This window comes from Paraburkholderia sp. 22099 (genome assembly GCF_052045835.1).
Taxonomy (GTDB): domain Bacteria; phylum Pseudomonadota; class Gammaproteobacteria; order Burkholderiales; family Burkholderiaceae; genus Paraburkholderia; species Paraburkholderia terricola.
In genome coordinates, this window is record NZ_JBQEPU010000011.1 from 85,526 (window position 1) to 110,623 (window position 25,098).

General features: G+C 64.3%; 21 protein-coding genes and 1 other RNA gene. 9 read left to right on the forward strand and 13 right to left on the reverse strand.

Features of this window, described 5'->3' with window-relative positions; all coding sequences use genetic code 11:
* The first annotated feature begins 42 nt into the window (after positions 1-42).
* The 3 genes from ACTJLC_RS13045 to ACTJLC_RS13055 all read left to right on the forward strand — a co-directional run bounded on the left by ACTJLC_RS13045 (position 43) and on the right by ACTJLC_RS13055 (position 4,783).
* Positions 43-1,800 carry a cation:proton antiporter gene (locus ACTJLC_RS13045; protein ID WP_114163038.1) on the forward strand — a complete coding sequence of 586 codons (1,758 nt, stop codon included), beginning with the start codon at positions 43-45 and terminating at the stop codon, positions 1,798-1,800.
* Positions 1,801-2,107: 307 nt separating this feature from the next.
* Complete coding sequence (locus ACTJLC_RS13050; RefSeq protein WP_412534839.1) at positions 2,108-3,541, forward strand: gamma-glutamyl-gamma-aminobutyrate hydrolase family protein; 1,434 nt, start codon at positions 2,108-2,110, stop codon at positions 3,539-3,541.
* Between the two features lie 528 nt (positions 3,542-4,069).
* Positions 4,070-4,783 (forward strand): DUF2968 domain-containing protein, encoded by a 714-nt coding sequence (locus ACTJLC_RS13055; protein ID WP_310121584.1) that lies wholly within the window; start codon positions 4,070-4,072, stop codon positions 4,781-4,783.
* A 74-nt stretch (positions 4,784-4,857) separates the two neighbouring features.
* Here ACTJLC_RS13055 and ACTJLC_RS13060 read toward each other — a convergent pair whose 3' ends face one another.
* Complete coding sequence (locus ACTJLC_RS13060; protein ID WP_310130189.1) at positions 4,858-6,048, reverse strand: hypothetical protein; 1,191 nt, start codon at positions 6,046-6,048, stop codon at positions 4,858-4,860.
* Between the two features lie 298 nt (positions 6,049-6,346).
* The gene (locus ACTJLC_RS13065; RefSeq protein WP_073427144.1) at positions 6,347-6,871 is read right to left on the reverse strand and encodes a GNAT family N-acetyltransferase; all 525 of its coding nucleotides are present in this window, start codon (positions 6,869-6,871) and stop codon (positions 6,347-6,349) included.
* Between the two features lie 304 nt (positions 6,872-7,175).
* Between ACTJLC_RS13065 and ACTJLC_RS13070 the strand changes: the two genes are divergently transcribed.
* On the forward strand, positions 7,176-8,477 hold the full coding sequence (locus ACTJLC_RS13070) for an MFS transporter (RefSeq protein ID WP_440844164.1): 1,302 nt from the start codon (positions 7,176-7,178) through the stop codon (positions 8,475-8,477).
* Between the two features lie 138 nt (positions 8,478-8,615).
* On the opposite strand, the gene ACTJLC_RS13075 is transcribed toward ACTJLC_RS13070, so the two are convergent.
* A complete protein-coding gene (locus ACTJLC_RS13075; protein WP_440844166.1) occupies positions 8,616-10,463 on the reverse strand; it encodes a tetratricopeptide repeat protein in 1,848 nt (615 codons plus the stop codon).
* Positions 10,464-10,603: 140 nt separating this feature from the next.
* On the opposite strand from ACTJLC_RS13075, the gene ACTJLC_RS13080 reads away from it, so the two are divergent.
* The 3 genes from ACTJLC_RS13080 to ACTJLC_RS13090 all read left to right on the forward strand — a co-directional run bounded on the left by ACTJLC_RS13080 (position 10,604) and on the right by ACTJLC_RS13090 (position 13,856).
* Entirely contained in the window at positions 10,604-10,951 is a 348-nt protein-coding gene (locus ACTJLC_RS13080; RefSeq protein WP_440844168.1) for an ArsR/SmtB family transcription factor, read from the forward strand.
* The gene (locus ACTJLC_RS13085) at positions 10,948-11,985 is read left to right on the forward strand and encodes a cation diffusion facilitator family transporter (RefSeq protein WP_440844170.1); all 1,038 of its coding nucleotides are present in this window, start codon (positions 10,948-10,950) and stop codon (positions 11,983-11,985) included. The genes ACTJLC_RS13080 and ACTJLC_RS13085 overlap by 4 nt, the downstream gene beginning before the upstream one ends.
* A gap of 137 nt (positions 11,986-12,122) precedes the next feature.
* On the forward strand, positions 12,123-13,856 hold the full coding sequence (locus ACTJLC_RS13090) for an FAD-dependent monooxygenase (RefSeq protein WP_114163031.1): 1,734 nt from the start codon (positions 12,123-12,125) through the stop codon (positions 13,854-13,856).
* Between the two features lie 110 nt (positions 13,857-13,966).
* Here ACTJLC_RS13090 and ACTJLC_RS13095 read toward each other — a convergent pair whose 3' ends face one another.
* Genes ACTJLC_RS13095 through ACTJLC_RS13110 form a run of 4 tightly spaced genes read right to left on the reverse strand, consistent with a single transcriptional unit; the run spans position 13,967 to position 19,237 of the window.
* Complete coding sequence (locus ACTJLC_RS13095) at positions 13,967-14,218, reverse strand: formate dehydrogenase subunit delta (RefSeq protein WP_440844172.1); 252 nt, start codon at positions 14,216-14,218, stop codon at positions 13,967-13,969.
* 7 nt (positions 14,219-14,225) lie between these two features.
* Positions 14,226-17,171, reverse strand: a complete 2,946-nt coding sequence (gene fdhF, locus ACTJLC_RS13100) for a formate dehydrogenase subunit alpha (RefSeq protein ID WP_310314640.1) — start codon at positions 17,169-17,171, stop codon at positions 14,226-14,228.
* Positions 17,172-17,186: 15 nt separating this feature from the next.
* Positions 17,187-18,755, reverse strand: coding sequence for a formate dehydrogenase beta subunit (locus tag ACTJLC_RS13105; protein WP_440844174.1), 1,569 nt, complete (start codon positions 18,753-18,755; stop codon positions 17,187-17,189).
* A complete protein-coding gene (locus ACTJLC_RS13110; protein WP_073427153.1) occupies positions 18,752-19,237 on the reverse strand; it encodes an NAD(P)H-dependent oxidoreductase subunit E in 486 nt (161 codons plus the stop codon). The genes ACTJLC_RS13105 and ACTJLC_RS13110 overlap by 4 nt, the downstream gene beginning before the upstream one ends.
* 137 nt (positions 19,238-19,374) lie before the next feature.
* Between ACTJLC_RS13110 and ACTJLC_RS13115 the strand changes: the two genes are divergently transcribed.
* The gene (locus tag ACTJLC_RS13115) at positions 19,375-20,454 is read left to right on the forward strand and encodes a substrate-binding domain-containing protein (protein ID WP_083083300.1); all 1,080 of its coding nucleotides are present in this window, start codon (positions 19,375-19,377) and stop codon (positions 20,452-20,454) included.
* 108 nt (positions 20,455-20,562) lie between these two features.
* Complete coding sequence (locus ACTJLC_RS13120) at positions 20,563-20,829, forward strand: hypothetical protein (RefSeq protein ID WP_073427155.1); 267 nt, start codon at positions 20,563-20,565, stop codon at positions 20,827-20,829.
* A 90-nt stretch (positions 20,830-20,919) separates the two neighbouring features.
* Here ACTJLC_RS13120 and ACTJLC_RS13125 read toward each other — a convergent pair whose 3' ends face one another.
* The 6 genes from ACTJLC_RS13125 to ompA form a co-directional block, all read right to left on the reverse strand.
* Positions 20,920-21,279, reverse strand: a complete 360-nt coding sequence (locus ACTJLC_RS13125) for a COG4315 family predicted lipoprotein (RefSeq protein WP_073427156.1) — start codon at positions 21,277-21,279, stop codon at positions 20,920-20,922.
* 96 nt (positions 21,280-21,375) lie between these two features.
* A complete protein-coding gene (locus ACTJLC_RS13130) occupies positions 21,376-21,525 on the reverse strand; it encodes a hypothetical protein (protein ID WP_310314629.1) in 150 nt (49 codons plus the stop codon).
* Positions 21,526-21,870: 345 nt separating this feature from the next.
* Positions 21,871-22,240: a transfer-messenger RNA gene (ssrA, locus tag ACTJLC_RS13135) on the reverse strand.
* Positions 22,241-22,364: 124 nt separating this feature from the next.
* Positions 22,365-23,078 (reverse strand): phosphoglycolate phosphatase, encoded by a 714-nt coding sequence (gph, locus tag ACTJLC_RS13140; protein ID WP_073427158.1) that lies wholly within the window; start codon positions 23,076-23,078, stop codon positions 22,365-22,367.
* 31 nt (positions 23,079-23,109) lie between these two features.
* Positions 23,110-23,808: a bifunctional 2-polyprenyl-6-hydroxyphenol methylase/3-demethylubiquinol 3-O-methyltransferase UbiG gene (gene ubiG, locus ACTJLC_RS13145; RefSeq protein WP_073427159.1), complete on the reverse strand. Its 699-nt coding sequence runs from the start codon at positions 23,806-23,808 to the stop codon at positions 23,110-23,112.
* Positions 23,809-24,018: 210 nt separating this feature from the next.
* Positions 24,019-24,666: an outer membrane protein OmpA gene (gene ompA, locus ACTJLC_RS13150; RefSeq protein ID WP_073427160.1), complete on the reverse strand. Its 648-nt coding sequence runs from the start codon at positions 24,664-24,666 to the stop codon at positions 24,019-24,021.
* Positions 24,667-25,098: the final 432 nt, after the last annotated feature.

The following is a 25,098-nucleotide window of genomic DNA, read 5'->3' on the forward strand; positions in this document are numbered from 1 at the left end:
TACACTGCGTTTTCAAGATTACTTTCTGTAAGGAACGCATTCATGCACCACGGCATCGGCTTCATTCAGGATCTGGCGGTCGTGATGGCGCTGGCCGGCGTCGTCACCGTGCTGTTCCATCGCCTGAAGCAGCCGGTGGTGCTGGGTTACATCGCCGCGGGCGTGATCATCGGGCCGTACACGCCGCCGTTCCAGTTGATCCACGACGAGCAGACCATTCAGACCCTCGGCGAACTCGGCGTGGTGTTCCTGATGTTTTCTCTGGGGCTGGAATTCAGCCTGCGCAAGCTGTTCAAGGTCGGCGCGACGGCGATCGTCGCGGCGCTCTCCGAAATCGTGCTGATGCTGTGGCTCGGTTACGAGATCGGCAGCGCGTTCGGCTGGAGTCCGATGGATTCGCTGTTCCTCGGCGCGATCCTCGCGATCTCGTCGACCACGATCATCGTCAAGGCGCTTTCCGAGCTGGGTTTGAAGCGTGAGAGCTTCGCGCAACTGGTGTTCGGGATTCTGATCGTCGAGGACATTCTCGCCATCGCGATGCTCGTGCTGCTGTCCGGCATCGCGCAGACCGGTCAACTGAGCGCGGGTATCGCAGTGGTCACGCTCGGCAAGCTGCTGCTCTTCATGACGGTGTCGCTGGTGGTCGGCATTCTGGTCGTGCCGCGCGCGCTGAACTATGTGGCGCGCGCGAGGAGCGACGAGATGCTGCTGGTGTCGGTGCTCGGCTTCTGCTTTGGCTTCTGTCTGCTGGTGGTGAAGCTCGATTACAGCATCGCGCTCGGCGCTTTTCTGATCGGCGCGATCATGGCGGAGTCGCGCCATCTGCACCGCATCGAGCATCTGATTGCGCCGCTGCGCGACGCGTTTTCCGCGATTTTCTTCGTGACGATCGGTTTGATGCTGGACCCGGCGGTGCTGGTCGACTACGCGTGGCCGATCGCGGTGATCACGGTGGCGGTGATCGCCGGCAAGATCGTCTCGTGCGGGCTCGGCACCTTTCTCGCCGGCAAGGACGGACGCACGGCGATGCGGGTCGGCATGACCGTCTCGCAGATCGGCGAGTTCTCGTTCATCATCGCGTCGCTCGGCTTGACGCTGAAAGTGACGAGCGCGTTTCTCTATCCGATCGCGGTCGCGGTATCGGCATTGACCACGCTGTTTACGCCTTATCTGATCCGGGCCGCGGACCCGCTGACGCAGCGGCTGGGTCACGCGATGCCGCGCACGCTCGCCAACGTGTTCGGCATGTACGGCCAGTGGGTGCGCAGCTTGAGCACTGGAACCGGTGAACCGACGCTGTTCAGCATGACGCGGCGAATCATTTTGCAGATCGCCGTGAACCTGGCTTTGGTCGCCGCGATTTTTCTGATCGTGTCGTATAGCGCGCCTTACACCGGCGGCTTGCTCGCGCGCTGGCTGACGGCCGAGCCCATGCAGCGCGTGGTCTTGTGGAGCATTGCGCTGGTCATATCGATGCCGTTTCTGGTGGCCGTCTATCGCAAGACCAAGTCGCTCGCGCTGCTGCTCGCCGAGGTCAGCGTGCAGCCGGCGATCGCGGGGCGCTTCACGCGTGCGATCCGTTACGCGATCTCCGATCTGGTGCCGGTGGTCTCGATGGTCGGCGTGTTCCTGCTGGTCGCGGCGCTCTCGAGCGGCATCCTGCCGCCGACCGGCCTGCTCATCGCGGTGCTCGGTTGCGCCGCGCTGCTGCTTGCGCTCGTGTGGCGCTGGTGCGTGAAAATCCACGCGGCGATGCAGATCGCGCTGCGCGAAACGTTCGACGAACAGCCCGATCCTTGAGTCGGATGGCGTGCATTGCCCGCCGCAACAATGTGACCAATTGTGTGTGGGTTTGCGGGGCTTGGTCCGCTGGCGGATAATCAGGGCATATTCATTCGTTCGCGTGCAAGGCGCCTGTCTGACTGTCATGAGCGAAAACAAACCTGAAAATGCCGGCGAGCCTGGCAGCCCACCGTCGCCTTCGGCGTCGCCGGCCACGCCGGGCGCACAGAAATCCGACATCGCGCCGAATGAGCCAGCGGCCTCGCTGCCTCCCTCGCATGAAGATTCCACGCAATCTCCCATCAAGGATGCGGTGACGCCGCAGGTGTATTCGGGGACGGCGGGCAAGGGCGCGAGTCCTTCAGCGGGCGGGGTTTCACGCGCCGCGGCGTCAGCCGCGGGTGCGGATTCCAGCGCCGGCGCGCCGCGCTCCAGCGTGTTGCCGGAAGGTTCGCCGTCGAGCGCTAGCGGTGCTTCCACCACATCTGCGGCAACTGAGGGAGCCGCCGTCCGGTCATCCACCGACGACCCTGAAAGCGCGTCGGCCGTCACACCCACCGATTCGCAAACGGCGCGGCAACGCGACGCCGAAGAGGCACGCAGTTCAGCGGCGGCATCCACCGCGAAGCAGGAAGCGGCGGCTCACGAGCGTGACGCGCAGCGTGTCGGCACCCGTCCCGTGACGCCGCCACCCATGCCGCCCGCGAGCAGCGAAGCGATTGACGGCGAACTGGTTACCTCTGCCGGCGATACCGCCGCTTCAGGTCAGGCAGCGGCATCCAGCGGGCGCCCGGCCGGCTCGCCGCCGCCCGGTTTCGGCGCCGCGCCCGACTTCAGCGCGTCCAATCCGCCGCCGCCGAACGCATTGCCGCCATCGCCGCCGCGCTATCTGAAGCAGAACGATTCGGCGTGGACGGTGTTCGGCCGCATCATCGCGGCGCGCGCGCGCCAGTTGTTCGATCGCGCCGGCCAGCGGATCACGCAGCGCACGCTGCGCATCGGCGTGTCGGCGCGCATCTTTCATCCCGAGCCGGGGGCGAGGGGCTTGCGCGGCAAGACGCTGCAGTACCTGGAGGAATCGATCGCGCATTGGGTGATGTCGCGCGACGTGCTGGTGTTCATGATTCCGACGGTCGGTCATCAGGGCATGCTGCACCCGAGCAATATCCGTTTGCGCGATTATGCAAAGCATCTCGACGGCCTGTTGCTGCAAGGCGGCGCGGACGTCTCGCCGCAGTCCTACGCGGAAGCGGCAACCAGTCACGAATGGCCGGGCGACCGTGTGCGCGACATGTACGAGCTCGAACTGCTGCACGAGTTCATCGAGTCGGGTAAGCCGGTGTTGGGTGTATGCCGCGGCTGTCAACTGATCAACGTGGCGTTTGGCGGGACCTTGTATCAGGACATCGCTACCGATGTGCCGACCGCCGGCGCGCACGTCAACGAGAACTATGATCAGCATCGGCACGGGATTCACTTCCCGGACGGCTCCACGCTGGTGAATATGTTTCCGGGCCGGCGCGATGCGATCGTCAACTCGATTCACCATCAGGCGGTCAAGACGCTGGGCCGCGATCTCAACATTGAAGCGGTGTCGGCTTCGGACGGCATCATCGAGGCCGTGCGCTATCGGCGGGCGCCGTTCGTGATGGGCGTGCAGTGGCACCCGGAGTTCCATCGCGCGGGTGGCGAGGAACTGCTCGACTGCACGCCATTGCTCGATACCTTTCTGCGGGTGGCGCGCGAAACGCGGTTTTGATGTTGCTGAGATTCGCGGTGGCCAAGAGCGCGTTCTGCCGGGTGGATTTGTCGGGGGCGCGTTGCTGTTGGATTCGGCGGCGCGCCTCGCGTTGGTTTCCCGGTCGTTGCCTTTCGGTCCACGCTCCGCAGTCTCACCGAGTCTTGGCTTGTCGATGCAGCAATGCTTTTGTCCGCCGCTTGATTACCGGTCGCTTTTAAGGCGGCGAGGAATGCGAGTTGTTGATGAACCAAGATCGACGGCACGCGAATTTAACGACAAGCAATCTATCTCCATATTGCAAACCCGCATATCGTTGGATTTACGTAAATTAACGTGATCCGACCGCAGTCCACAAAGGGCGGATCGTTGCGTTTCGGTCCTATCTGAAATTTTTTATTCCGCGATTACCCGAGTTATTTGGCCAATCCATTCGCCGGCGATTTATCTCGATTTAAAGTCTGTGCGCGCAACATCTGAACGCTTCGCTTAACGACTAATCCGCGCGATAATCCTAGGCTGATCTGGATTTGCATGGAGCATGCACGTATGAAGTACCCCTTGATTGTACGGCGCGCCATGCTGCTCGCGACCTCGTGTGCGCTGTTGCAGCATGGCGGTTTTGTGCTGGCAGCGCAAAGCGACGAGTCCGCCCCTCTGGTCGGCACGCGACCGGCCATGAACACGTTGACACCGGAGCCGGTGGCCGCCGCGCTGCGCAGCGCGGCCTCAGGCACGCCTGCCGCCGCGGACGCGCAAGGCAACGTCGCCGAACTGATGCAGATGATTCACGACGCGAAGCTGAGCGAACTGCGCACCACATATAACGGTAGTTACGGCGCGAGCCTGTTCTTCTATCCTCGGGAGATGGCCTACTACGTCGCATTATTTCAGGACAAACATTTCTGGCGCGTGATCAAGTCGGAGAACGCGGGCCGAGCCGAGGCGATCTATGCGGGCTTCGTCCAGCAGACGGCGCAACTCGCGGAGGTCGAGATTCGTCGCACACAGTTGCAGGCCCAAAAGGCTTACATCGAGGACATCATCGCGTTGTCGGCGGAGCGCGCGAAGCGCTTGCAAGCGGATCTCGACGTCGCGCGCACGCAGCAGGCCAAGGTCAACGACTACCAGCGGCAGACTCAAGGCGAAGCGGCCGCATTGCACGCGGAAAAGGAAAGGGCGCAGGCGCAACTGCGTCAAGTGCAGAACGAAGTGATGCAACTGCAGCGGCAAACGGAACTTGGCCTGCCAGGCCAGAAGTAAGGGTATGAAGGTAAAAAGCCCGGCCATGCATGGCCGGGCTTTTTTTTGCGCCGCGAGTTCCAGCGGCGTTGCGCTTACCTGGCGAATTGATCCGGGACTTCGGTTACACGGCGCTGCGACATGTGATTCATCCATTCCGTTCCATTCGTTCCAGACGGATGACTTGTGGAAGCTGCGCGCGGCGACCGCGCGATGTCGTGAAGGTGCGTGCCGGCGGACATCGCCACGGACGTGTATTCGTCGACGCCAAGCCGCGATGGCTCCAGTGGAGAATAAGATCCCGCCGCCGATGGTTTCGCGAGCGTGTATTGCGTAGTCGAGGGAGCCGCGATATGCGGGATGTCATCGTTCGGTGCCGGCTGATACGGAAGCCGTTTTACCGTGCCGTTATGGCTGTTTTGACGGTAGCTCTTGCCGTGCAGGCCGGCAGCCTTCTCGCGAAGCTTGCCGCGGCGCTGTGAGACGGCCCTGCCCTCTGGGGCCTGCACGGATGAGACGGTGGCGGCGGTTGCGACACGAGCCGTGATTGCATCGGGAGAAGTCTTTTCGGCATGACGCGACGGAACCGGACCCGTTGGACGAGGTGTGTTGGCCTCCGACGCGGTCGCGACTGCGGATTCCTTGAAAGATCCGGTTGCGTTCGCAGTTGCATCCGTTGGTGAGGCACCTGCGCTCACGTGCGCCGATTGTCCACCCGGCGCTCGCCGATTTGCTTCGCCGTTCGCGGCCGCGTGCTGAGTCGCTGCTGCGTCAGCCCTGCGATCATCGGCCGACGGTGAGCCGCGATCGACCGTCAACGAACTGCCGAAAATACTGTCCCCAAGTGTCGGACGAGGGTCCAACTGACCGACAGTAATCCATGCAAGCATCGCAGCGCCGCCGAGTGCGCAAGCACCACCCGCTATTGCGCTCCAATGTACCGACGATCCATGCGATTCCGGCTCGAATGCAGGCATCCTGATTCGCTCGAAGGGCTGTCCTTCAGCGGTAATGGGCGGGAAGTGGTTGGACGGCGCATCGAATACTGTCGCGGCAGCCGCACGCCGTTCCAGCGGCACCCATTTGCATAGCGAGCGGATGGTCTCTTCGCTCATGCAGAAGGTACGCAGCATCGCTGCGTAGAGCGCCTTGAGTTCCGCACGCAAACTGCGGACCGGCGGCAGCAGCGTCCAGTCGTGACCGAAAGACGCCGGCAAGTGGCCAAGCGGGCGCAAGCGCGGCAGCGCCATGGCGCCTACGATTGGGGTGAGTGGAATGGTCAGCATCGGTCTGTTCCAGCGCCTTTAAAGTAGCCCGCCGATCAGCGGACGCAGGTCTAGGGACTCAGGCTTCAGGACGATGCGAGCGAAACGCCTGGCGTGTGCGGGTGGGTCGACGTTGCAGGGAAATGCCGCGCTCCGGGGAGCACGTGGGCGCGTGGGCGTTTTACTGTGAAGCCATCGGAGTGGCGAAGATAATGCCAAGGGGACGCCGAACAAACGATCGGACTGTTCCGAAAAGCAATGCGGATCGACCTTCGCCCGCGATCGTCTGGCCGACGATCAAACGACGCGCGCGCCTGTTTTATCGATCCAGCCGGTACACATAGCGCAAGGCGGTAATATCCACGCCGCCCATATGATCCGGCTCTGCGCCGACGAACTGCCAGCCTTGCCGCTCGTAGAAGCCGATCGCCGACGTATTGCCTTCGAGCACATACAGATATAACTGCGCCTCGCCTTGCGCGCGAGCCCAATCCTCGGCGGCGCGCATCAACAGCTTGCCCGCGCCGATGCCCTGGTACGCGGGCAACGCATGCAGGTTGTCCAGCAGCACGCCCCACGCGGAGTCCGGTTGTCGTTCCACGCAGACGAAGCCGATCGGCTCGCCCGCCAACTCGGCGATCAGTACGGCGCGGCGCTCGCCGCCCGGTGCGCTCAGTCGGGCTTCCCAATAGGCGGCGCGCTCCCGCGTGACTTCGCCGTCGAGGAAGGCGTCCGGCAGCAGGCCGCGATAGGTGGCCTGCCAACTGGTGCTGTGGATCGATGCAATGAGCGCGCAGTCCGCGAGGGTCGCGGGGCGCAGCGAAAGAGCGCGGGTGGTTTGCATCGGTAGTGCTCGACGAAAGTGCTGGCTGCAAAGTTTACCGCGAGGTTACGACGGCGCTGTTCGGTAATGAAACTGTATGAATTACGCCACAGCGCAATCAACGCTAACATTATGCGGACAGGGTTTCGCGTGATTCACAACGTTTACCCTGATACCACGCAAATGATTTGAATAAGAGAATGCAGCGCCCCCGGCGCGTCCGCTCTTCTATCCGCGCGTGGCATCCGCTTGCCGAATCCCATGGATCGTACCAACTGCCTGATCGCCGCGCGCACGCATGGCGAAGGGCTCATTAGAGAGTGTCATGTCTACTGCGTCACACGCCGCTTCCTCATCGCAAGAATCCAAGCTCAAGACAGTGTTCCGCGTCGTCAGCGGCAACTTTCTTGAGATGTACGATTTCATGGTCTATGGCTATTACGCCTCCGCGATCGCCAAGACCTACTTTCCGAGCGGCAACGAATTCGCCTCGCTGATGCTGTCGCTGTCGGTGTTCGGCGCGGGCTTCCTGATGCGGCCGCTCGGCGCGATCGTCCTCGGCGCCTACATCGACCATCACGGCCGGCGCAAGGGCCTGATCCTCACGCTCGCCCTGATGGCGCTCGGCACGCTCACGGTCGCGGCGATCCCAGGCTATGCGACGATCGGCGTGCTCGCGCCGGTGCTCGTGCTGTTCGGCCGTCTGCTGCAAGGCTTCTCCGCCGGCGTGGAGCTGGGCGGCGTTTCCGTGTATCTGTCGGAGATCGCCACTAAGGGCAACAAGGGCTTTTATTGCGCGTGGCAGTCGGGCAGTCAGCAGGTTGCCGTGGTGTTCGCCGCGCTGATCGGCGTGGTGCTCAACAAGATGCTGCCGGCGGACCAGATGGTCGCCTGGGGCTGGCGTGTGCCGTTCCTCATTGGCTGTCTGATCGTGCCGTTTTTGTTCCTGATCCGCCGTTCGCTGAAGGAAACCGAGGAGTTCGAGGCGCGCAAGCATCATCCGGGCATGGGTGAGATCGTGAAGACGATGGCCGCCAACTGGGGCACCGTGCTCGGCGGCATGGGCATGGTCATCATGACCACCGTGTCGTTCTACATGATCACCGCGTACACGCCGACCTTCGGCAAGGAAGTGCTTAAGCTCTCGTCGATCGATACGCTCGTCGTCACCGTCTGCATCGGCTTGTCGAACCTGATCTGGCTGCCGCTCGCGGGTGCGCTGTCGGACCGCATCGGCCGCCGTCCGGTGCTGCTCGCTTTCACCGCGCTGACGATCGTCACCGCCTATCCGGCGCTGCAATGGCTGGTCGCGGAGCCTTCCTTCGCGCGGCTGCTGGGCGTCGAACTGTGGCTGTCGTTCCTGTACGGCAGCTATAACGGCGCGATGGTCGTCGCGCTGACCGAGGTCATGCCTGTCGAAGTTCGTACGGCCGGCTTCTCTCTGGCTTACAGCCTGGCGACGACGATCGGCGGCTTCACGCCGGCTATTTCGACGCTGCTGATTCACGACACGGGCAACAAGGCCGCGCCTGGTCTGTTCCTGGGCCTTGCGGCGATCTGTGGGCTGGTTGCGACGCTGGCGCTGTATCGCACGCCGGGATCACGCGATCAGTATCGGACGGCCTGACGGTCGCCCGTTCATTCGGGCAATAGAAGAAAAACCCCGCGTTCGTGAGAACGCGGGGTTTTCTTTTGCCGCCGCCGAGGCAACGCGATCGCCCGCGAGCGCCGAACGACGCAGGGCGACGCAGGAGGAACGACGCGCCTAGCCGCGGCGCAATTCGTCCGCCACCGCCTCGACCACCTCACCCCATGCGCCAGGCCGCGGCTGACGCACGAGCGTCGCGCCCGGATACCAGGGACTGCGCGTCTCGCCGGCAAACCAGCGCCAATCCGCGGCGAACGGCAGCATCAGCCAGAGCGGCTTGCGCAGCGCGCCGGTAAGGTGAGCGATGGACGTATCCACCGACACCACCGCGTCGAGCCGCGCGATGATCGCCGCGGTGTCCGCGAAATCGCCGATCCGCTTGTCGAAACGATGAATCGACGCAGCCCGCGGATGTGCGTCGAGCGCCGCGCGTTCCTCGGCGCTCAGTTCCGGTTGCAGCACGATCCAGTCGATGCCGTCGAGCGCGAAGAGCGGATCGAGCGCGGCGAGCGGCATCGAACGTGTTTCGTTTTGCTGGATGCGTCCCGACCACGCGATGCCGATCTTGCGTTTTGCCTGACCGCCGAGCGAGCCGCGCCATTTGCGGGCATAGGCGGGCGGCACGCTGAGGTAGGGCGTGCGGGCCGGAATGGTGTCGTAGGTGGTGCCGAGCGCGAGCGGCAAGCTCAGCAGCGGGCAGTGCAGATCCGCGGCGGGGCGCGGCGCGCCCTGGGCGATCAGCGTGACGCGCCAGGCTTCCGCAGCCGGGGCCAACAGCGGCAGCAGTTGCGGCTGCACTTCGAGCACGACGCGCGCCGCGCGCTGCGCGGCCAGCGGGACGAAGCGCACGAATTGCAGCGTATCGCCGAAACCCTGTTCGGCATGAATGAACAGCGTGCGCTGCTCGATCGGCTCGCCGTGCCAGCGCGGCAGCGTCTGGATCGCCGGTTGCGCCATCGTTTGCAGCCGCCATTCGTATTCCGGCAGTCCGCGTGTGAAATCGCGCAATGCGAGCCATGCCAGCGCGCGGTTCATGTGCGCGCTCGCGAGGTCGGGGCGCAAGCGCAACGCCTGGTCGAATGCGCGCACCGCTGTGGCGTGCGCGCCGAGCGCCTGATGCGCGGCGCCGAGGCTCAGCCATGCGAGCGCGAATTGCGGATCGAGACCGACCGCGCGTTCCAGATACGGCAGCGCCTGCGCATGACGCCCCAACGCCGCGAGCGCATTGCCCATGCCGTAGATGGCCGGAGGCAGGTTCGGCTGCAAGGCGAGCGCGGCCTCGAATGACGCGACCGCTTCGGCGTGACGGCCGGTTGCGTCGAAGGTATTGGCGAGATTGAAGTGCGCGGCGACGAAGCGCGGCTCGGCGGCGAGCGCGGCCTGGAAGCACGGAATCGCCTCGTCCGCGCGACCCAGCGCGTTCAGCGACATGCCCATGTTATTGAGCGCGCCCGCGTGGCCGGGACGCAGTTCGAGCGCGCGCTGGAACGACGCGATCGCCTCCGTGTGGCGTCCGAGCGCGTGCAGCGCATTGCCGAGGTTGTTGTGCGACGAGGCGTCGTTCGGTTGCAGGCGCAGCGATTTCGCGAAGGCATCGGCGGCGTCTTCGTGACGGCCCGCGGCCGCATAGGCGTTGCCGAGGTTGTAGTGCGCCATCGGGAAGGACGGCGCCAGCGTCAGCGCGTTGCGGAATCGTTCGATGGCGTCCTCGAGTTTGCCGAGCGCCTTCAGGGCGTTGCCGAGATTCAGTTGCAGCGCGGCGTCTTCCGGGCGCAGGTTCACCGCACGCCGCACGAGCTCGGCGGCTTCGGCGTGCTGGCCTTGCTGGTGGCGCAGAACGCCCAGCAGATGCAACGCATCGACGTGCGCGGGATTGCCGTCGAGCGTCGCGCGGTAGCCGCGTTCGGCGTCGTCGAGGCGGCCGTCACGGTGCGCCGCGAAAGCGCGGTCAAATACAGGTTGCATGACGGGGAAGGGTAGGCCGGATGAAACGAACCGCCGCATTTTCCCACACTCGCCGGACCGCGCTGCGATTTGACCGGTCGTCTCAATAATGTATAACGTATGAATATCTGTTCATATGTACGTTCACGCTACCGCCTGTCATGGTTTCTTCCGCGCCGCCGAGCAGCCCTGAATACCGTTCCGCGGACACCCTCGTGCCGCTGGCCGATCTGTTCCGCCTGCTCGGCGACCCGACGCGGTTGCGCATCGTGCTGGCGTGTGCCGACGAACGGCGCGCGGTCGGCGCGCTGGCGCAGGCGCTGCATCTGTCGCCGTCGCTGGTGAGCCACCACTTGCGGCTGCTGCGCGCCGCGCGAATCGTGCGCGCGGAGCGGCAGGGCAAGCAGGTGTTCTACCTCGCCGCGGACCGTCACATCAGCGCGATGCTGGCCGGGATGCTCGAGCACGTGGCCGAACCGGCCAGCGAATTTCCTCTGGATCCGACATGAAGAACAACGTTGCCCCGAACCGCCCTGACGACGAGCGCGAGGACGAACACGTCGGCCATAGCCACAGCCATGGTGGCGGTAGCCACAGCGACGGCAGCCACAGCCACGCCCACCATCACCACGCCCACGCCCACGCCCACGCCCACCCGCCCGCCGCCGGCCACGGTCGCGCATTCGCGCTCGCCGTCGCGCTGAACGTCGCGATCGTGGTGATGCAAGCCGTCTACGGCGTGATCGCGCATTCCACCGCGCTACTCGCCGACGCCGGCCACAACCTCTCCGACGTGCTCGGCCTACTGCTCGCGTGGGGCGCCACATGGCTCGCCACGCGGCGTCCGTCGGCACGCTTCACGTTCGGCTTCGGCAGCTCGTCGATTCTCGCGTCGCTTGCCAACGCGGCGCTGCTGCTGTTCGCGTGCGGCGTGATCGTCGCCGAGGCGATCGGGCGCCTGATGAATCCGGCGCCGGTTGCCGGACTCGCGGTGTTCGTCGTCGCCACCGTGGGCATGGTGGTCAACGGGATTTCCGCATGGCTTTTCATGCGCGGTCAGAAGGAAGACCTGAACATTCGCGGCGCCTTCCTGCACATGGCGGCGGATGCCGGCGTCTCCGCGGCGGTCGCGCTCAGCGGCCTCGCGATTCTCTACACCAACTGGACGTGGCTCGACCCGGTGATGAGCCTGCTCGTGGTCGCGGTGATCGTGTACGGCACCTGGGGTCTGCTGCGCGATTCGGCGCATCTCGCGCTCGACGCCGTGCCGCCGGGCGTCGATATGCAGCGCATTCGCGACTATCTTGCGGATCAGCCGGGCGTCGTCGACGTGCACGATCTTCACGTCTGGGCGCTGTCGACTACCGGCAACGCGCTCAGCGCGCATCTGGTGATGCCGGCGGGCCATCCCGGCGACGAATCGCTCGACGGCATCGTCGTCACGCTGCGCGAACGTTTTTCGATGCAGCATGCGACGCTGCAAGTCGACCTCGGCACGACCGAGCATCGTTGCGCGATGGACCATCCGCCGCATGCGCATTGACGCGCGGCACACGCACGACATCGCGACGAAGCGCAACAGCCGCACGCTTATCCGCGCCCCCGCGATTGATGCGGCGCACCGTTGAGCAAGCGGTTGGCGGCGTACACTAGAGCGCACCGTTGTCTCCGGAGTTCTGCATGGACGCTGCTGCAAACGACGCGTCGCCGGTGCTGATCGTCGGGGCGGGGCCCACCGGGCTTGCCGCGGCGATGAGTCTCGCGCGTGCCCACATCCCCGTGCGTCTGATCGACAAAGCGATGCGACCGAACCCGTACTCGCGGGCCATCGGCATCCAGGCGCGCACGCTCGAACTACTCGAGCAGCATCGGCTGGTCGAGCGGTTTCTGGAACGAGGTCATCGCGCGCGTGCCGCTAACCTTTTTTCCAACGGCATGCGCCTCGCGCAGCTCGATTTCGATCCGCTGCACACGCGCTATCCGTATCTGCTGTTTCTCGATCAGTCGGTGACTGAACGTCTGCTGACCGAGCATCTGGCGGAGTTCGGCGTGACGGTCGAACGGGGCGTGGAACTGACCATGTTTTCGCAGGGCGCCGCGGGCGTTCAGGCGACGCTGCGGCGCGCGGACGGCCACACGGAAACGCTGCGTCCGTCGTACATGATCGCCGCCGACGGCGCGCACAGCGCGATCCGTCATCGGCTGGGTTTGAGCTTCACGGGCAAGACCTTCGAGCAGACTTTCCTGCTCGCCGATCTGCACGCCGAAACCGATTGGCCCGAAGACGAGTTCCATATTTTCGCTTCCGGCGAGGGCCTGGTCGCGTTGTTTCCGATGGGCCATGGCCGGCATCGTCTGATCGCGGATCATGCGGCCGAGCCTGCTGGCGGCGTGTCGCGCGCCACGCTCGCGACGCCGGCGGTGTTGGGCGAGCCGCCGCTCAACAGCGTGCCCGCGCCGTCGCTCGAAGCATGCAAGGCGCTGATCGCGCGGCGCGTGCGCGAACGAGTCGACGTGTCGGATCTCGCGTGGTCGTCGTATTTTCATGTGAACAGCCGGATGGTCGAGCGGCTGCGCGTCGGCCGCATCTTCCTCGCGGGCGACGCCGCGCACGTCCACAGTCCGGCCGGCGCGCAAGGCATGAACACGGGCATTCAGGAAGCGTTCAATCTCGGCTGGAAGCTCGCGCTCGTTTTAAAGGGCGCGGCGCCGGACCGTTTGCTCGACACCTATCATCTCGAACGTCATCCGATCGAACGCGACGTGCTGCGGCAGACCGGCTTCATCACGCAGATGGCCGAGGCCGATCATGGACCATTGAAGCTGCTGCGCGAGCGCGTGATGCCGGTGCTCGCCGCGCTCGGGCCGCTGCGCGATGCGGCGCGCCTGACCATCAGCGAGTTGTCGATCCAGTACCGGCGCAGTCCGCTTACGTTTGAACGCGTGCTCGACGGCGGCCCGCGTGCCGGCGAAAGGGCGCCCGATGCGCTGGTGCATGTGGTGGACGGACCGCTCGGCCGCGCGCCGGGCGTCGGCTGCATTTACGATCTGCACGACCCGGCGTTCTTCTCGCTGTTCCTGCTGGTGCCGCCGTTGCCCGTCGACGAAACGCCGCTCGATCCCGCGGCGAAGCACGCGCCGCCGCCGGACGCGGAACTGGAGCGGCTCGCCGCCGAGGTGGAGACATTGCTGCCGGGCGCGGTGCGCATCTGGCGCATCACGGATACGACCGGCGACGGTGGTCCGGCACTCGCCGAATCGTATGGACGCACGCGGCCGTCGTTCTATCTGGTGCGGCCGGACGGCTACATCAGCGCGCGCGGGCGCACCGGCTCCGATCTGCACGGCCTGGCGCGACACTGCGAAGCGTGGTTTGCGGTGAGCGGCGAGATACCGGAGCAGGCGGCCCTGTGAGGGGCCGCCTCGCGTGCTGGCTGCGGGGTGTTGCGGTGGGTTGCGGTGGGGTGACGGGCGGGCGGCAATTGCCGCCCGCTTCGCCAAAAGATGGCGACAGCCGCGCCTGCTCAGGCCGTGGCGGGCGCAGCCGGCGTCAGCGCCTCACGATGCTTGACGAGCGCTTCCTTGACGATCGCCGACATCGCAATGCCGTCGGCGTCCGGGTGATCCAGCGACGCCAGCAATGCGCGCCGCATGCGCGGCTCCCAGAAGCGGTGGATATGATCGGCGACGCCGGCGAGTGCTTCCTCGTGATCCGGCATCGACTCGAAAAACTCGCCGATCCGGTTCGCCATGTCGATCAGGTTCTGCTTGTCCATGCTCGCCTCACTTGCCCGACGTCACGTTGGCCAACTCGCGATGCTTCAGCAGATCCAGCTGCTCGGTGTTGAAGCGCGAGTAGTCCTTCTGCCATTGCGACGGCTGTTCGACCGGCATCACCTGCACCGCGGTCACCTTGTATTCCGGGCAGTTGGTTGCCCAGTCCGAACTCTCGGTGGTGATCACGTTCGCGCCCGATTCGGGGAAGTGGAACGTCGTGTAGACGACGCCCGGCTGCATCCGTTCAGTGATTTTGGCGCGCAGCACAGTCTGCCCCGCACGCGATTCGATGCCGACCCAGTCGTCCATCTTGATGCCGCGTTCCTCGGCATCGTGCGGATGGATTTCCAGCCGGTCCTCGTCGTGCCAGCGCGAGTTCTCGGTGCGGCGCGTTTGCGCGCCCACGTTGTACTGCGACAGGATGCGGCCCGTCGTGAGCAGCAGCGGGAACTTGCGCGTGACCTTTTCCGGCGACGCGATGAACTTCGTGATGACGAACTTGCCCTTGCCGCGCACGAAGGTGTCGATGTGCATGGTCGGCGTGCCGTCCGGCGCGTTCTCGTTGCACGGCCACTGAATGCTGCCGAGCTCGTCGAGCTTCTTGTACGAGACGCCGTGGAAAGTCGGCGTGAGACGCGCGATCTCGTCCATGATCTGCGACGGATGCGTGTAGTCCATCTCGTAGCCGAGCGCACGCGCGAGCAGTATGGTCACTTCCCAGTCCGCGTAACCCGGCAGCGGCGGCATCACCTTGCGCACGCGCGAGATACGGCGCTCCGCGTTGGTGAAAGTACCGTCCTTTTCGAGGAACGACGAACCCGGCAGCAGCACGTGCGCGTACTTGGCGGTCTCGTTCAGGAAAATATCCTGCACGACGATGCATTCCATCGACGACAGCGCCGCCGATACATGATGCGTGTTCGGGTCGGACTGCACGATGTCCTCGCCCTGGCAGTACAGGCCCATGAAGCTGCCGTCGAGCGCCGCGTCGAACATGTTCGGAATGCGCAGCCCCGGTTCCGGCTGCAGCGTGACGTTCCACGCTTGCTCGAACAGCGTGCGCGTGACCGTGTCGCTGATGTGGCGGTAGCCCGGCAACTCATGCGGGAACGAGCCCATGTCGCACGAGCCCTGCACGTTGTTCTGACCGCGCAGCGGATTCACGCCCACGCCTTCGCGGCCGATGTTGCCGGTGGCCATCGCCAGATTCGCGATGCCCATCACCGTGGTCGAACCTTGCGCGTGTTCGGTGACGCCGAGGCCGTAGTAGATCGCGGCGTTGCCGCCGGTGGCGTAGATGCGGGCGGCTTCGCGTACGGCTTGCGCCGGCACGCCGGTGACTTCCTCGGTCGCTTCCGGCGCGTTCTCCGGCAGCGCCACGAAATCGCGCCATTGCTGGAAGGCGCGCGTGTCGCAACGCTCGGCGACGAACGCTTCGTTCAGCAAGCCTTCGGTCACGATCACGTGAGCCAGCGCATTCACGACGGCCACGTTGGTGCCGGGGCGCAATTGCAGATGATGCGAGGCCTTCACGTGCGCCGTATCGACGATATCGATGCGGCGCGGATCGACGACGATCAGCTTCGCGCCCTCACGCACGCGGCGCTTCAGACGCGAGCCGAACACCGGATGGCCGTCGGTCGGATTCGCGCCGATTACCACGATGACGTCGGCTTTGTCGACCGAGGCGAAGGTCTGCGTGCCCGCCGATTCGCCGAGCGTGGTCTTCAGGCCGTAGCCGGTGGGCGAGTGGCACACGCGCGCGCAGGTGTCCACGTTGTTGTTGCCGAACGCGGCGCGCACGAGCTTTTGCACGAGATAGGTTTCCTCGTTCGTGCAACGCGACGACGTGATGCCGCCGATCGAGTCGCGGCCGTACTTCGCCTGAATGCGGCGGAACTCCGAAGCCGCGTAGTTGAGCGCTTCTTCCCAGCTGACTTCGCGCCACGGATCGGTGATCTTCGCGCGGATCATCGGCTTGGTGATGCGGTCCTTGTGCGTTGCGTAGCCCCAGGCGAAGCGGCCCTTCACGCAGGCGTGGCCTTCGTTGGCCGCGCCGTTCTTGTGCGGCACCATGCGCACGACCTCGTTGCCCTTCATCTCCGCCTTGAACGAGCAGCCGACGCCGCAATACGCGCAAGTGGTGATGACCGAGTGCTCGGCCTGGCCGAGCATGATGACGGTTTTCTCCTGCAGGGTAGCGGTCGGGCACGCGGCGACGCACGCGCCGCACGACACGCATTCCGAGTCCATGAACGGCTTGTTTTCGCTCGCCGCCACGCGCGATTCGAAACCGCGCCCGGCGATGGTCAGCGCGAACGTGCCTTGCGTTTCCTCGCACGCGCGCACGCAGCGATTGCAGACGATGCACTTCGACGGGTCATACGTGAAGTACGGATTCGATTCGTCTTTTTTGTCCTTCAGGTGATTCGCGCCGTCGAAGCCGTAGCGCACTTCGCGCAAGCCGGTCACGCCCGCCATGTCCTGCAGTTCGCAGTCGCCGTTGGCGGGGCAGGTGAGGCAATCGAGCGGGTGATCGGAGATGTACAGCTCCATCACGTTGCGGCGCAGCGATTGCAGACGATCCGTTTGCGTGCGGACCTTCATGCCGGCTTCGACCGGCGTCGTGCACGACGCGGGATAGCCGCGCTTGCCTTCGATCTCGACCAGACATAGGCGGCACGAGCCGAACGGTTCGAGCGAATCGGTCGCACAGAGCTTCGGCACGTTCACGCCGGCCTCGGCGGCGGCGCGCATCACCGAGGTGCCGGCTGGAACGGTGATCGACTGGCCGTCGATTTCGAGCGTGACGTCGATGTCGGCGTGGCGCGCCGGCGTGCCGTAGTCGGTGTCGTCGTACACCGAGCGGGTCGCGCGTTGTTGCGCTTGCGATTTGCACGCGCAGTTGCCGGAGCCGCAGCCGCCGGCAGGGGAGTTGAGCATGTCGGACATGGTGGGGCTCCTGGGTCAGGCCGCGGCCGCTTTGGGCGCGCTATCGTCTAGGTTGGCGAGACCGAAGTCTTCGGGGAAATGGTCGAGCGCGGAGAGAACCGGGAACGGCGTCATGCCGCCCATCGCGCACAGCGATCCGGACACCATCGTGTCGCACAGATCGCGCAGCAACTGCACTTGCCGCGTGGAGGTATCGCCGTTGCGGATCCGTGCGATCACCTCGACGCCGCGCGTCGAGCCGATCCGGCATGGCGTGCACTTGCCGCAGGATTCGAGCGCGCAGAAATGCATCGCGTACTGCGCGAGTTCGGCGAGGTTCGACGTGTCGTCATGCACGACGAGGCCGCCGTGGCCGACCACCGCGCCGACCGCCGCATACGCCTCGTAGTCCATCGGAATGTCCCACTGGCTTTCCGGCAGATACGTGCCGAGCGGGCCGCCCACCTGCACCGCGCGCGCCGGCCGGCCGCTTGCCGTGTCGCCGCCGTAGTCGTACAGCAGTTCGCGCAGCGTCACGCCGAACGCGAGTTCGACCAGGCCGCCTTGCTTCACGTTGCCGGCGAGCTGGAACGGCAGCGTGCCGCGCGAACGGCCCATGCCGAAGTCTTTGTAGAACGCCGCGCCGCGCGCGAAGATGATCGGCACGGTGGCGAGCGTGATGACGTTGTTGATCACCGTGGGCTGGCCGTAGAGGCCGACGAGCGCGGGCACCGGCGGCTTCGCGCGCACGATGCCGCGTTTGCCTTCGAGCGATTCGAGCAGCGCGGTTTCCTCGCCGCATACGTAAGCGCCGGCGCCCTTCGCCACGAACAGGTCGAAGCGATGCGCCGAGCCGAGCACGCTGTCGCCGAGCCAGCCGGCGGCGCGCGCCTTGGCGATCGCGGCTTCGAGCGTCGCGATCGAATGCGGATATTCGCTGCGCACGTAGATGTAGCCGACCGTCGCGCCGGTCACGACGCCCGCGATGATCATCCCTTCGATCAGCACGTAGGGATCGCTTTCCATCACGAGGCGATCGGAGAAGGTGCCGGAGTCGCCTTCGTCCGCATTGCAGACGATGTACTTCTGCGCCGCCTTGGCGCCGCGCACCGTGCGCCATTTGATGCCGGCCGGGAAGGCCGCGCCGCCGCGGCCGCGCAGACCGGATTCGATCAAGGCTTCGCAGGCGGCGTCGCCGTCGGTTTGCAGTGCGTTGCGCAGACCTTCGAGGCCGCCGTGGGCGGCGTAATCGTCGATCGAAAGCGGATCGGTGATGCCGATGCGCGCGAAGGTCAGGCGCTGCTGCTTCTTCAGGTAGGGAATGTCGTCGACCACGCCGACGCGCCGCGCATGCTCGCCGCCTTCCACGAAGCCGGCGTCGAAGAGCGCCGCGACGTCGCTCGCCTCGATGTTGGCGTAGCCGATGCGGCCTGCCGCGGTTGCGACCTCGACGAGCGGCTCGAGCCACAGCAGGCCGCGCGACCCGTTGCGAACCAGTTCGATTTCGATGCCGCGGCGTGCGGCCTCGGCCGCGATTGCTTCGGCAAGCGCATCGGCGCCGAGCGCCAGCGCGGAGGAGTCGCAGGGAACGTAGATGCGCGTCATGCCGTCACCTCCACACATTTGCTGGCGGCCGCGAAGATGGCGTCGAACTTCTGCGGCGTGACCCTGGCGTGCAAGGTGCCGTTGAGCATCAGCGCCGGTGACAGCGCGCACTGGCCGAGGCAGTACACCGACTCCAGTTCGACCGTCGCATCATGCTGATGCTCCGCGTCGAATCGACAACCGGTATGCGCCTCGATATGCTGCGCGAGCGCTTCGGTGCCCATGCTGCGGCATGCCTCGGCGCGGCACAGTTGCACCGTGACAGGCGCGGCGGGATGCGTGCGAAAGTGGTGGTAATAGGTGATGACGCCGTGCACTTCCGCGCGCGACAGGTTCATCGCTCTTGCGAGCGGCGCGACCGTGTCAGGCGGCACGTAGCCGAGTTCGTCCTGAATCGCGTGCAGTACCGCTAGCAGCGACATTCCCGGTTGTGCGTGACGCTGCACGATCTGCTCCGGCGCGATGGCGTTTGAATCGTCCAAGTGGGGGCTCCTCCAAAGTCATATATATGCACTTGTGATTCATAATGCGTGCACGTATGCTTTGCTTGTTAGATATATAAGATACCCAACGATATGCGGCAGGAACGGCTTGCGCAATAGGAAATGATTGAGCATATATGATCAGGATAGAGTGCCAGGCACAACTGGTGGTGAAGGGTCCGGACGGCCGGGAGGTAAGCCTGTCGGACGTGGTGCCGCTGCTCGCGTTGGTGGACGAGTCCGGCAGCATCGCGCAGGCGGCGACGCTTAAGGGTTTGTCCTACCGTCACGCGTGGGGTTTGCTGCGTGGTATCGAGGAGCGTTTGGGCGGTCCTCTGATCGCGAAGGAACGCGGCCGCGGCTCCGTGCTCTCCGAACTCGGGCAAGCGGTGCTGCGCGCGCAACGTTTGTGCGGCGAGCGGCTCGACGGCAACATGCGGGCACTCGCGAGCGAGGTGGCGAGCGATCTGAACCGCTGGCTCGCGCCGCCCACCGAGAACGTGCGCATTCACGCGTCGCATGGCTACGCGGTGGCCGCGCTCGTCACGACGTTGGTCGCCAACGATCTGCCGGTCGATATCAAGTACCGCGACAGCGCCGACTCGGTCATTGCGCTCTCGCGCGGCGAGTGCGATCTGGCCGGCTTTCATTTGCCGCTCGGCGAGTTTCGCGCGGTCTGTGCCGATACCTATCGGCGCTGGCTGGATCCGCAGCGTCATGTGCTCGTGCATCTGACGCGGCGCAAGCAGGGGCTCTTCCTCGGCAAGGGCAATCCGAAGGGAATCGGCGGCCTGAGCGATCTCGCGCGCGACGATATTCGCTTCGTCACTCGCCAGCCCGGCTCGGGCACGCGCATGCTGCTCGATCTTGCGCTACGCAAAGTCGGGGTCGATCCGGATCGCGTCAACGGCTATGCGTCGACCGAACTCACGCACTCGGCGATCGCGGCGTTCGTGGCGAGCGGCATGGCGGATGCGGGCTTCGGCGTGGAGCCCGCCGCGCATCATTTCGGGCTCGACTTCATTCCGGTCGTCGACGAAGACTATTACTTCGCGTGCGACCGCGCGCGGCTCGAGCGCGGGCCGCTCGCGACGGTGATCGAATTGCTGCGCGGCGCGGCGTTCCGGCAGAGCGTCGACTACCTCGAAGGCTACGATCCGCGCGACTGCGGCAAGCTGCTCGACCTGGAGTTTGGACTCGGCGAAGCCGCGGCGTAAGCGGTTGTAAACATAAAGCAGGGTTGGGCACTGCGCGGGGTGTCCGTTTGGGATACTCTCTCAGCTTTCCGCTTTGACCCTAACCGCGCGCGAACGCGCTGAATCGACATGAAAGTATTTCTTCACGCATGCGTTGCCGCCGCGACGGCCGGTGTGCTGGTCGCCACTGCTTCGGTTGCCTTTGCACAGAATTCACCCGGTGTGCCGGGCGGCATCTTGCAGGACGAGTTCCGCCTCGCGGAACATCCGCAAATGCCGTTCGCCGCGTCCGCGCCTTCGGACAAATATCAGCACGGCAACAAGTCGGCCAAGCGCAAGCGCGGCGACATGGGCGACCCGAACGGCTGCAACCTGCAGTGTCCGAAAGACGAGTAAGCGGGGGGTCTGTTTGTTGGCGAAACGCCGGCGTTCTGCCGGCGTTTTGCGTTTGGCCGTACCGCCTAGCTGTTTGGGACTGACGCTCGTTCAGGGCTTCGCCGTATGCCACACGTCCTTGAAGCCGTCTCCCTTCGTATCGCCCGCCTGCTTATCGGCCGCGTAGCGATAGAGCGGACGGCCCTTGTACGCCCACTGCTGCTTGCCGTCGGCGCCGGGAATCAACGTCCAGTCGCCCGATGGCTTGTCCGATGGGCTAGCTGTTGCCGCGGGCCAATAATTCACGCAGCCGCCAGTGCAGGCGCTCACGCCAGGCGTGGTGTCCTTGTCGAAGGTGTAAAGCGTCATGCCGTCGGCGGTGACGAAGCGGCCGTCGACGACTTTCGGCGCCTCGGCGAACGCCGTCTGCTGCAGTGCGAGAAGGGCGAGGCAGAAGAGAGTCTTGCGCATGTTGTCGGCTCCTGAATTTTGGTGTTGGTCTCGCGCGGAACGCGGCGTGCGGCCGCGCGTGACGTACAAACGATCGAGCGTTGCCGTTTATTCCATTCACTTCTTGTTCAGCGGGTCGAGACCGGTTCCGGCGATGTCGGCGGCGGCTTCGGGCGAGGCGAGAAACTGCAGCAATTGCCGCGCTTTCCGTGCTTCCAGTGGATGCCGGGTGCCGGTGGGAATGCCGGCGGCGTAGCGCGTGACCAATCGCAGCGGTCGGGAATCTTACCGACGAACTGGTGCTGGGTTGACACCGGAAGCGACTCGCTGGCCTGCTGAAAGCCCAAATGATATTCGCCGTTCGCGACGACGAGCCGATGGGGACACGGTCGCCTTGGGACAGAACTGGAGAATGGACTATGAGAAATGCGTCGTGTGGGCGGCGGCGCGCGCGGATGCGGCGCATCTTCCACCCTGAGCGGTGTTTTGTGAACCCGGGTTTGTTGCGGCAGCCAGGCAGAGCGGGTGGCCGGCGGGAAGGACAGCGACAGGCAGCAAAAACCCGCGAAGCAAAAGCTATCGCGGGTTCTAGGACTCTGCTGGAACAGAATTTGGTGGAGGCGGCGGGAATCGAACCCGCGTCCAGAAGCACTCTACGACCAGTTCTACATGTTTAGTTCAGTCTTTTCATTTAACCGCAGCGACGCGGACGAACACGCTGCACTACGGCGATTCACTAGATTTTCGACCCGGACGTCGTGACACCGCCAAGGCTTAACTGACGTATATGACCTCTGTCGGTATTGCTACCGGTCTTGCGACTCTAGCCCGTCAGTGAACTAGGCAGAGGACGGCGGCCCTTAGGCTGCCAGTGCGAACGTATCGTCGTTTGCAGTTACGTTTTTCCCATTGATTAACGAGGTGACGGGTCCTCGACATGCCCTAGCCGCTTCGCAACCCCTGTCGAAACCAGGTCGCCCCCGCGGTTCGTTGCCCAGTACTTATGGGCCAACAGCAATTTTACAATAGTTTGAACGCCGCGTCCTCGCTGATTGTTTGCGGCGCGGCCTTGTGCTGTCGCGGCCGCAACGCAGTCCGCGCGCGCGTTAGCCGATCTCGCGCAGCAGTCTTTGCAACTCAGCCGGTGATTGCACGACGTGTTGTGCGTGCCATTGCGTCGGCGGAATATCGTCGCCGCAGTAACCGTACGCGGCCGCCACCGTCTTCATGCCGGCGGCGAAGCCCGCTTGCACGTCGCGCAGGTCGTCGCCAACGTAGACAATGCGCTCGGGCACCACGTCCAGTTCGCGCGCGGCGTGCAGCAAAGGTGCAGGGTGCGGCTTCGAATGCGCCGTCGTGTCGCCGCTCACCACGCAGCCCGCGCGCTCCTCGAGGCCGAGTTGCGCAATCAACGGCTCGGTGAGCCGCGCGACCTTGTTCGTGACAACGCCCCAGCGCACGCCTCGTGCGTCGAGTTCGTCGAGTAATTCGGGAATGCCCGGAAACAGCGTTGTCTCGATGCACAGGTCGGCTTCGTAGTTAGCGAGGAATTCTTCCCGCATCGAGGCGAACTCGTGATCCTCCGGGCCAATCCCGAACGCGCCGCAGATCAGCCCGCGCGCTCCCGCGGAAGCAAGTGGGCGGAGGTTTTCGAGCGGCACCATTGCGAGGCCGCGATCGTGCCGCATTTTGTTGACGGCGGCCGCGAGATCAGGCGCCGTGTCGGCCAAGGTGCCGTCCAGGTCAAACAGTACGGCCTGGCAAAGACCGAGCGCATCGTCGTTGTCTTCGCGTTGGGGCAGGGGCGTGGGATCGCTCATTAATAGTCCAAGTCCGGCGGGTCGGGGCGGATCAGACGTCGCGGCGGCAGGCGAGCATGTAGTTCACGCTCGTGTCGGCGGACAGCGTGAAATGCTTGCTGAGCGGATTGTAGACAATGCCCTTGATATCGGCCGTGCGCAGGCCGGCGGCGCGCACGAAACCCGCCAATTCCGACGGGCGGATGAAGCGCGCGTAGTCGTGGGTGCCCTTCGGTAGCATTCGCGCGATGTATTCGGCGCCGATCACAGCGAACAGGTACGACTTCACATTGCGGTTCAGCGTGGAGAAGAACACCCAGCCGCCGGGTTTCACCAGTGTCTTGCATGCCTCGACAATGGCGGCTGGCTGCGGTACGTGCTCCAGCATTTCCATGCAGGTAACGACGTCGTAGGTTCCCGGTTCGCGCGCTGCGAGTGCCTCGGCGGCGATTTCTTCGTAACTAACCGTTACGCCGCTTTCAAGGCTGTGAAGATCGGCGACGCCGAGCGCCTGGTTCGACAGATCGATGCCTTTAACATGCGCGCCCAGTCCTGCCATGGATTCCGACAAAATGCCGCCGCCGCAGCCGATGTCCAGAACGTTCTTGCCGGGCAAATGTGCATGGGCGTCGATCCAGCTCAGGCGAATCGGGTTAAGTTCGTGCAGCGGTTTGAATTCGGCATTCGGGTCCCACCAACGATGCGCTAGATCGCTAAATTTCTGTAGTTCGTGGGGATCGGCGTTGGTCATGGCGAAAGCTGCCTCGATGAGAGGGTGCTCGAGGATAAACCGTGAGTATATAGGCGGAGGGGCGAGGCGGCAAAATGCCGTCCATCGGCGCCACGAAGCATTTAGAGGAGGCATTGCGCCCGCGTTTCGGGAATCCGCTGGCGCCGCAGAGGGCGGACACAAAAAAGCCCCGCCGAAGCGGGGCTTTTCGATACTGCGGTAATTTGTAGCTTACTGCTTCGAAGTACCGACAACTTCGACTTCCACGCGACGATCCGGTGCGAGGCAGGCGACGAGTTGCTTGTGGTTCTTCTGGTTGCAGCCGGTCGTGACCGGGTTGCGCTTGCCCTTGCCTTCCGTATAGATACGGTTGGATTCGATGCCCTTGCTGACCAGGTATGCCTTGACAGCTTGAGCACGGCGCAGCGACAGACGGTCGTTGTACTTGTCCGAACCGATGCGGTCCGTGTAACCCGTTGCGACGACGACTTCCAGGTTCAGGCCTTGGATCTTCGATGCGAGATCGTTCAGCTTTTCCTTGCCTGCCGGCTTCAGGATCGCCTTGTCGAAGTCGAACAGTGCGTCAGCTTGATACGTGATCTTTTGGCTGGTGATGGCTGGTGCGGGTGCGACCGGAGCCGGCGGCGTCGGAGCCTGAGCAACCAGGGCGCCGTCGCACTTGGCGTTGGCCGTTGCCGGCGTCCAGAATGCATCGCGCCAGCAGAGTTCGTTCGTGCCGTTCATCCACACGTATTCGCCGGTACCATTCACCCAGTTGTCGTTCGTAGCTTGTCGCGACGCCGGCACCGACTGTGCCATGGCGGATGCAGCCATAACCGCGGTAGCTGCAATGAACGCGAGCTTTGAAAGTTTATTCATATTTCTCCTCTCGAAATTGAGATTACCGCAGGTTTACTGCGAGCCTGTTGACGAAGACAAGTCATACATTGCTCGAAGTATAACATCGGTGCAGAACAAAAAAGGTGCTGTGTAGACTTCGAGCAGTGTCTAACTCTTTGTGCGTTGGCATTTTGCCATATCGTTCCCTTCCGACGATAAAAAAATCCGCCCCCGATCGAATCGCCCTCCAATTGTGGTGCATGCGCAACAAAAGCAATCGCCTGGACGGGCCGCCAGTCATGGCTCAGCGGCGGATTGCGCCACGCACAATTCGAGCCTGCTTCGGCTCGAAAGTGGGGCGGCGGCGCGCTCTTCACGCGCGCCCGCTAATAGGTATACGTACCCGCGCCAGGGCGGAATACGCGGCATGTTAGAATCGCGTGATGCGTTGCGCCTGCAATGCTTACGCGA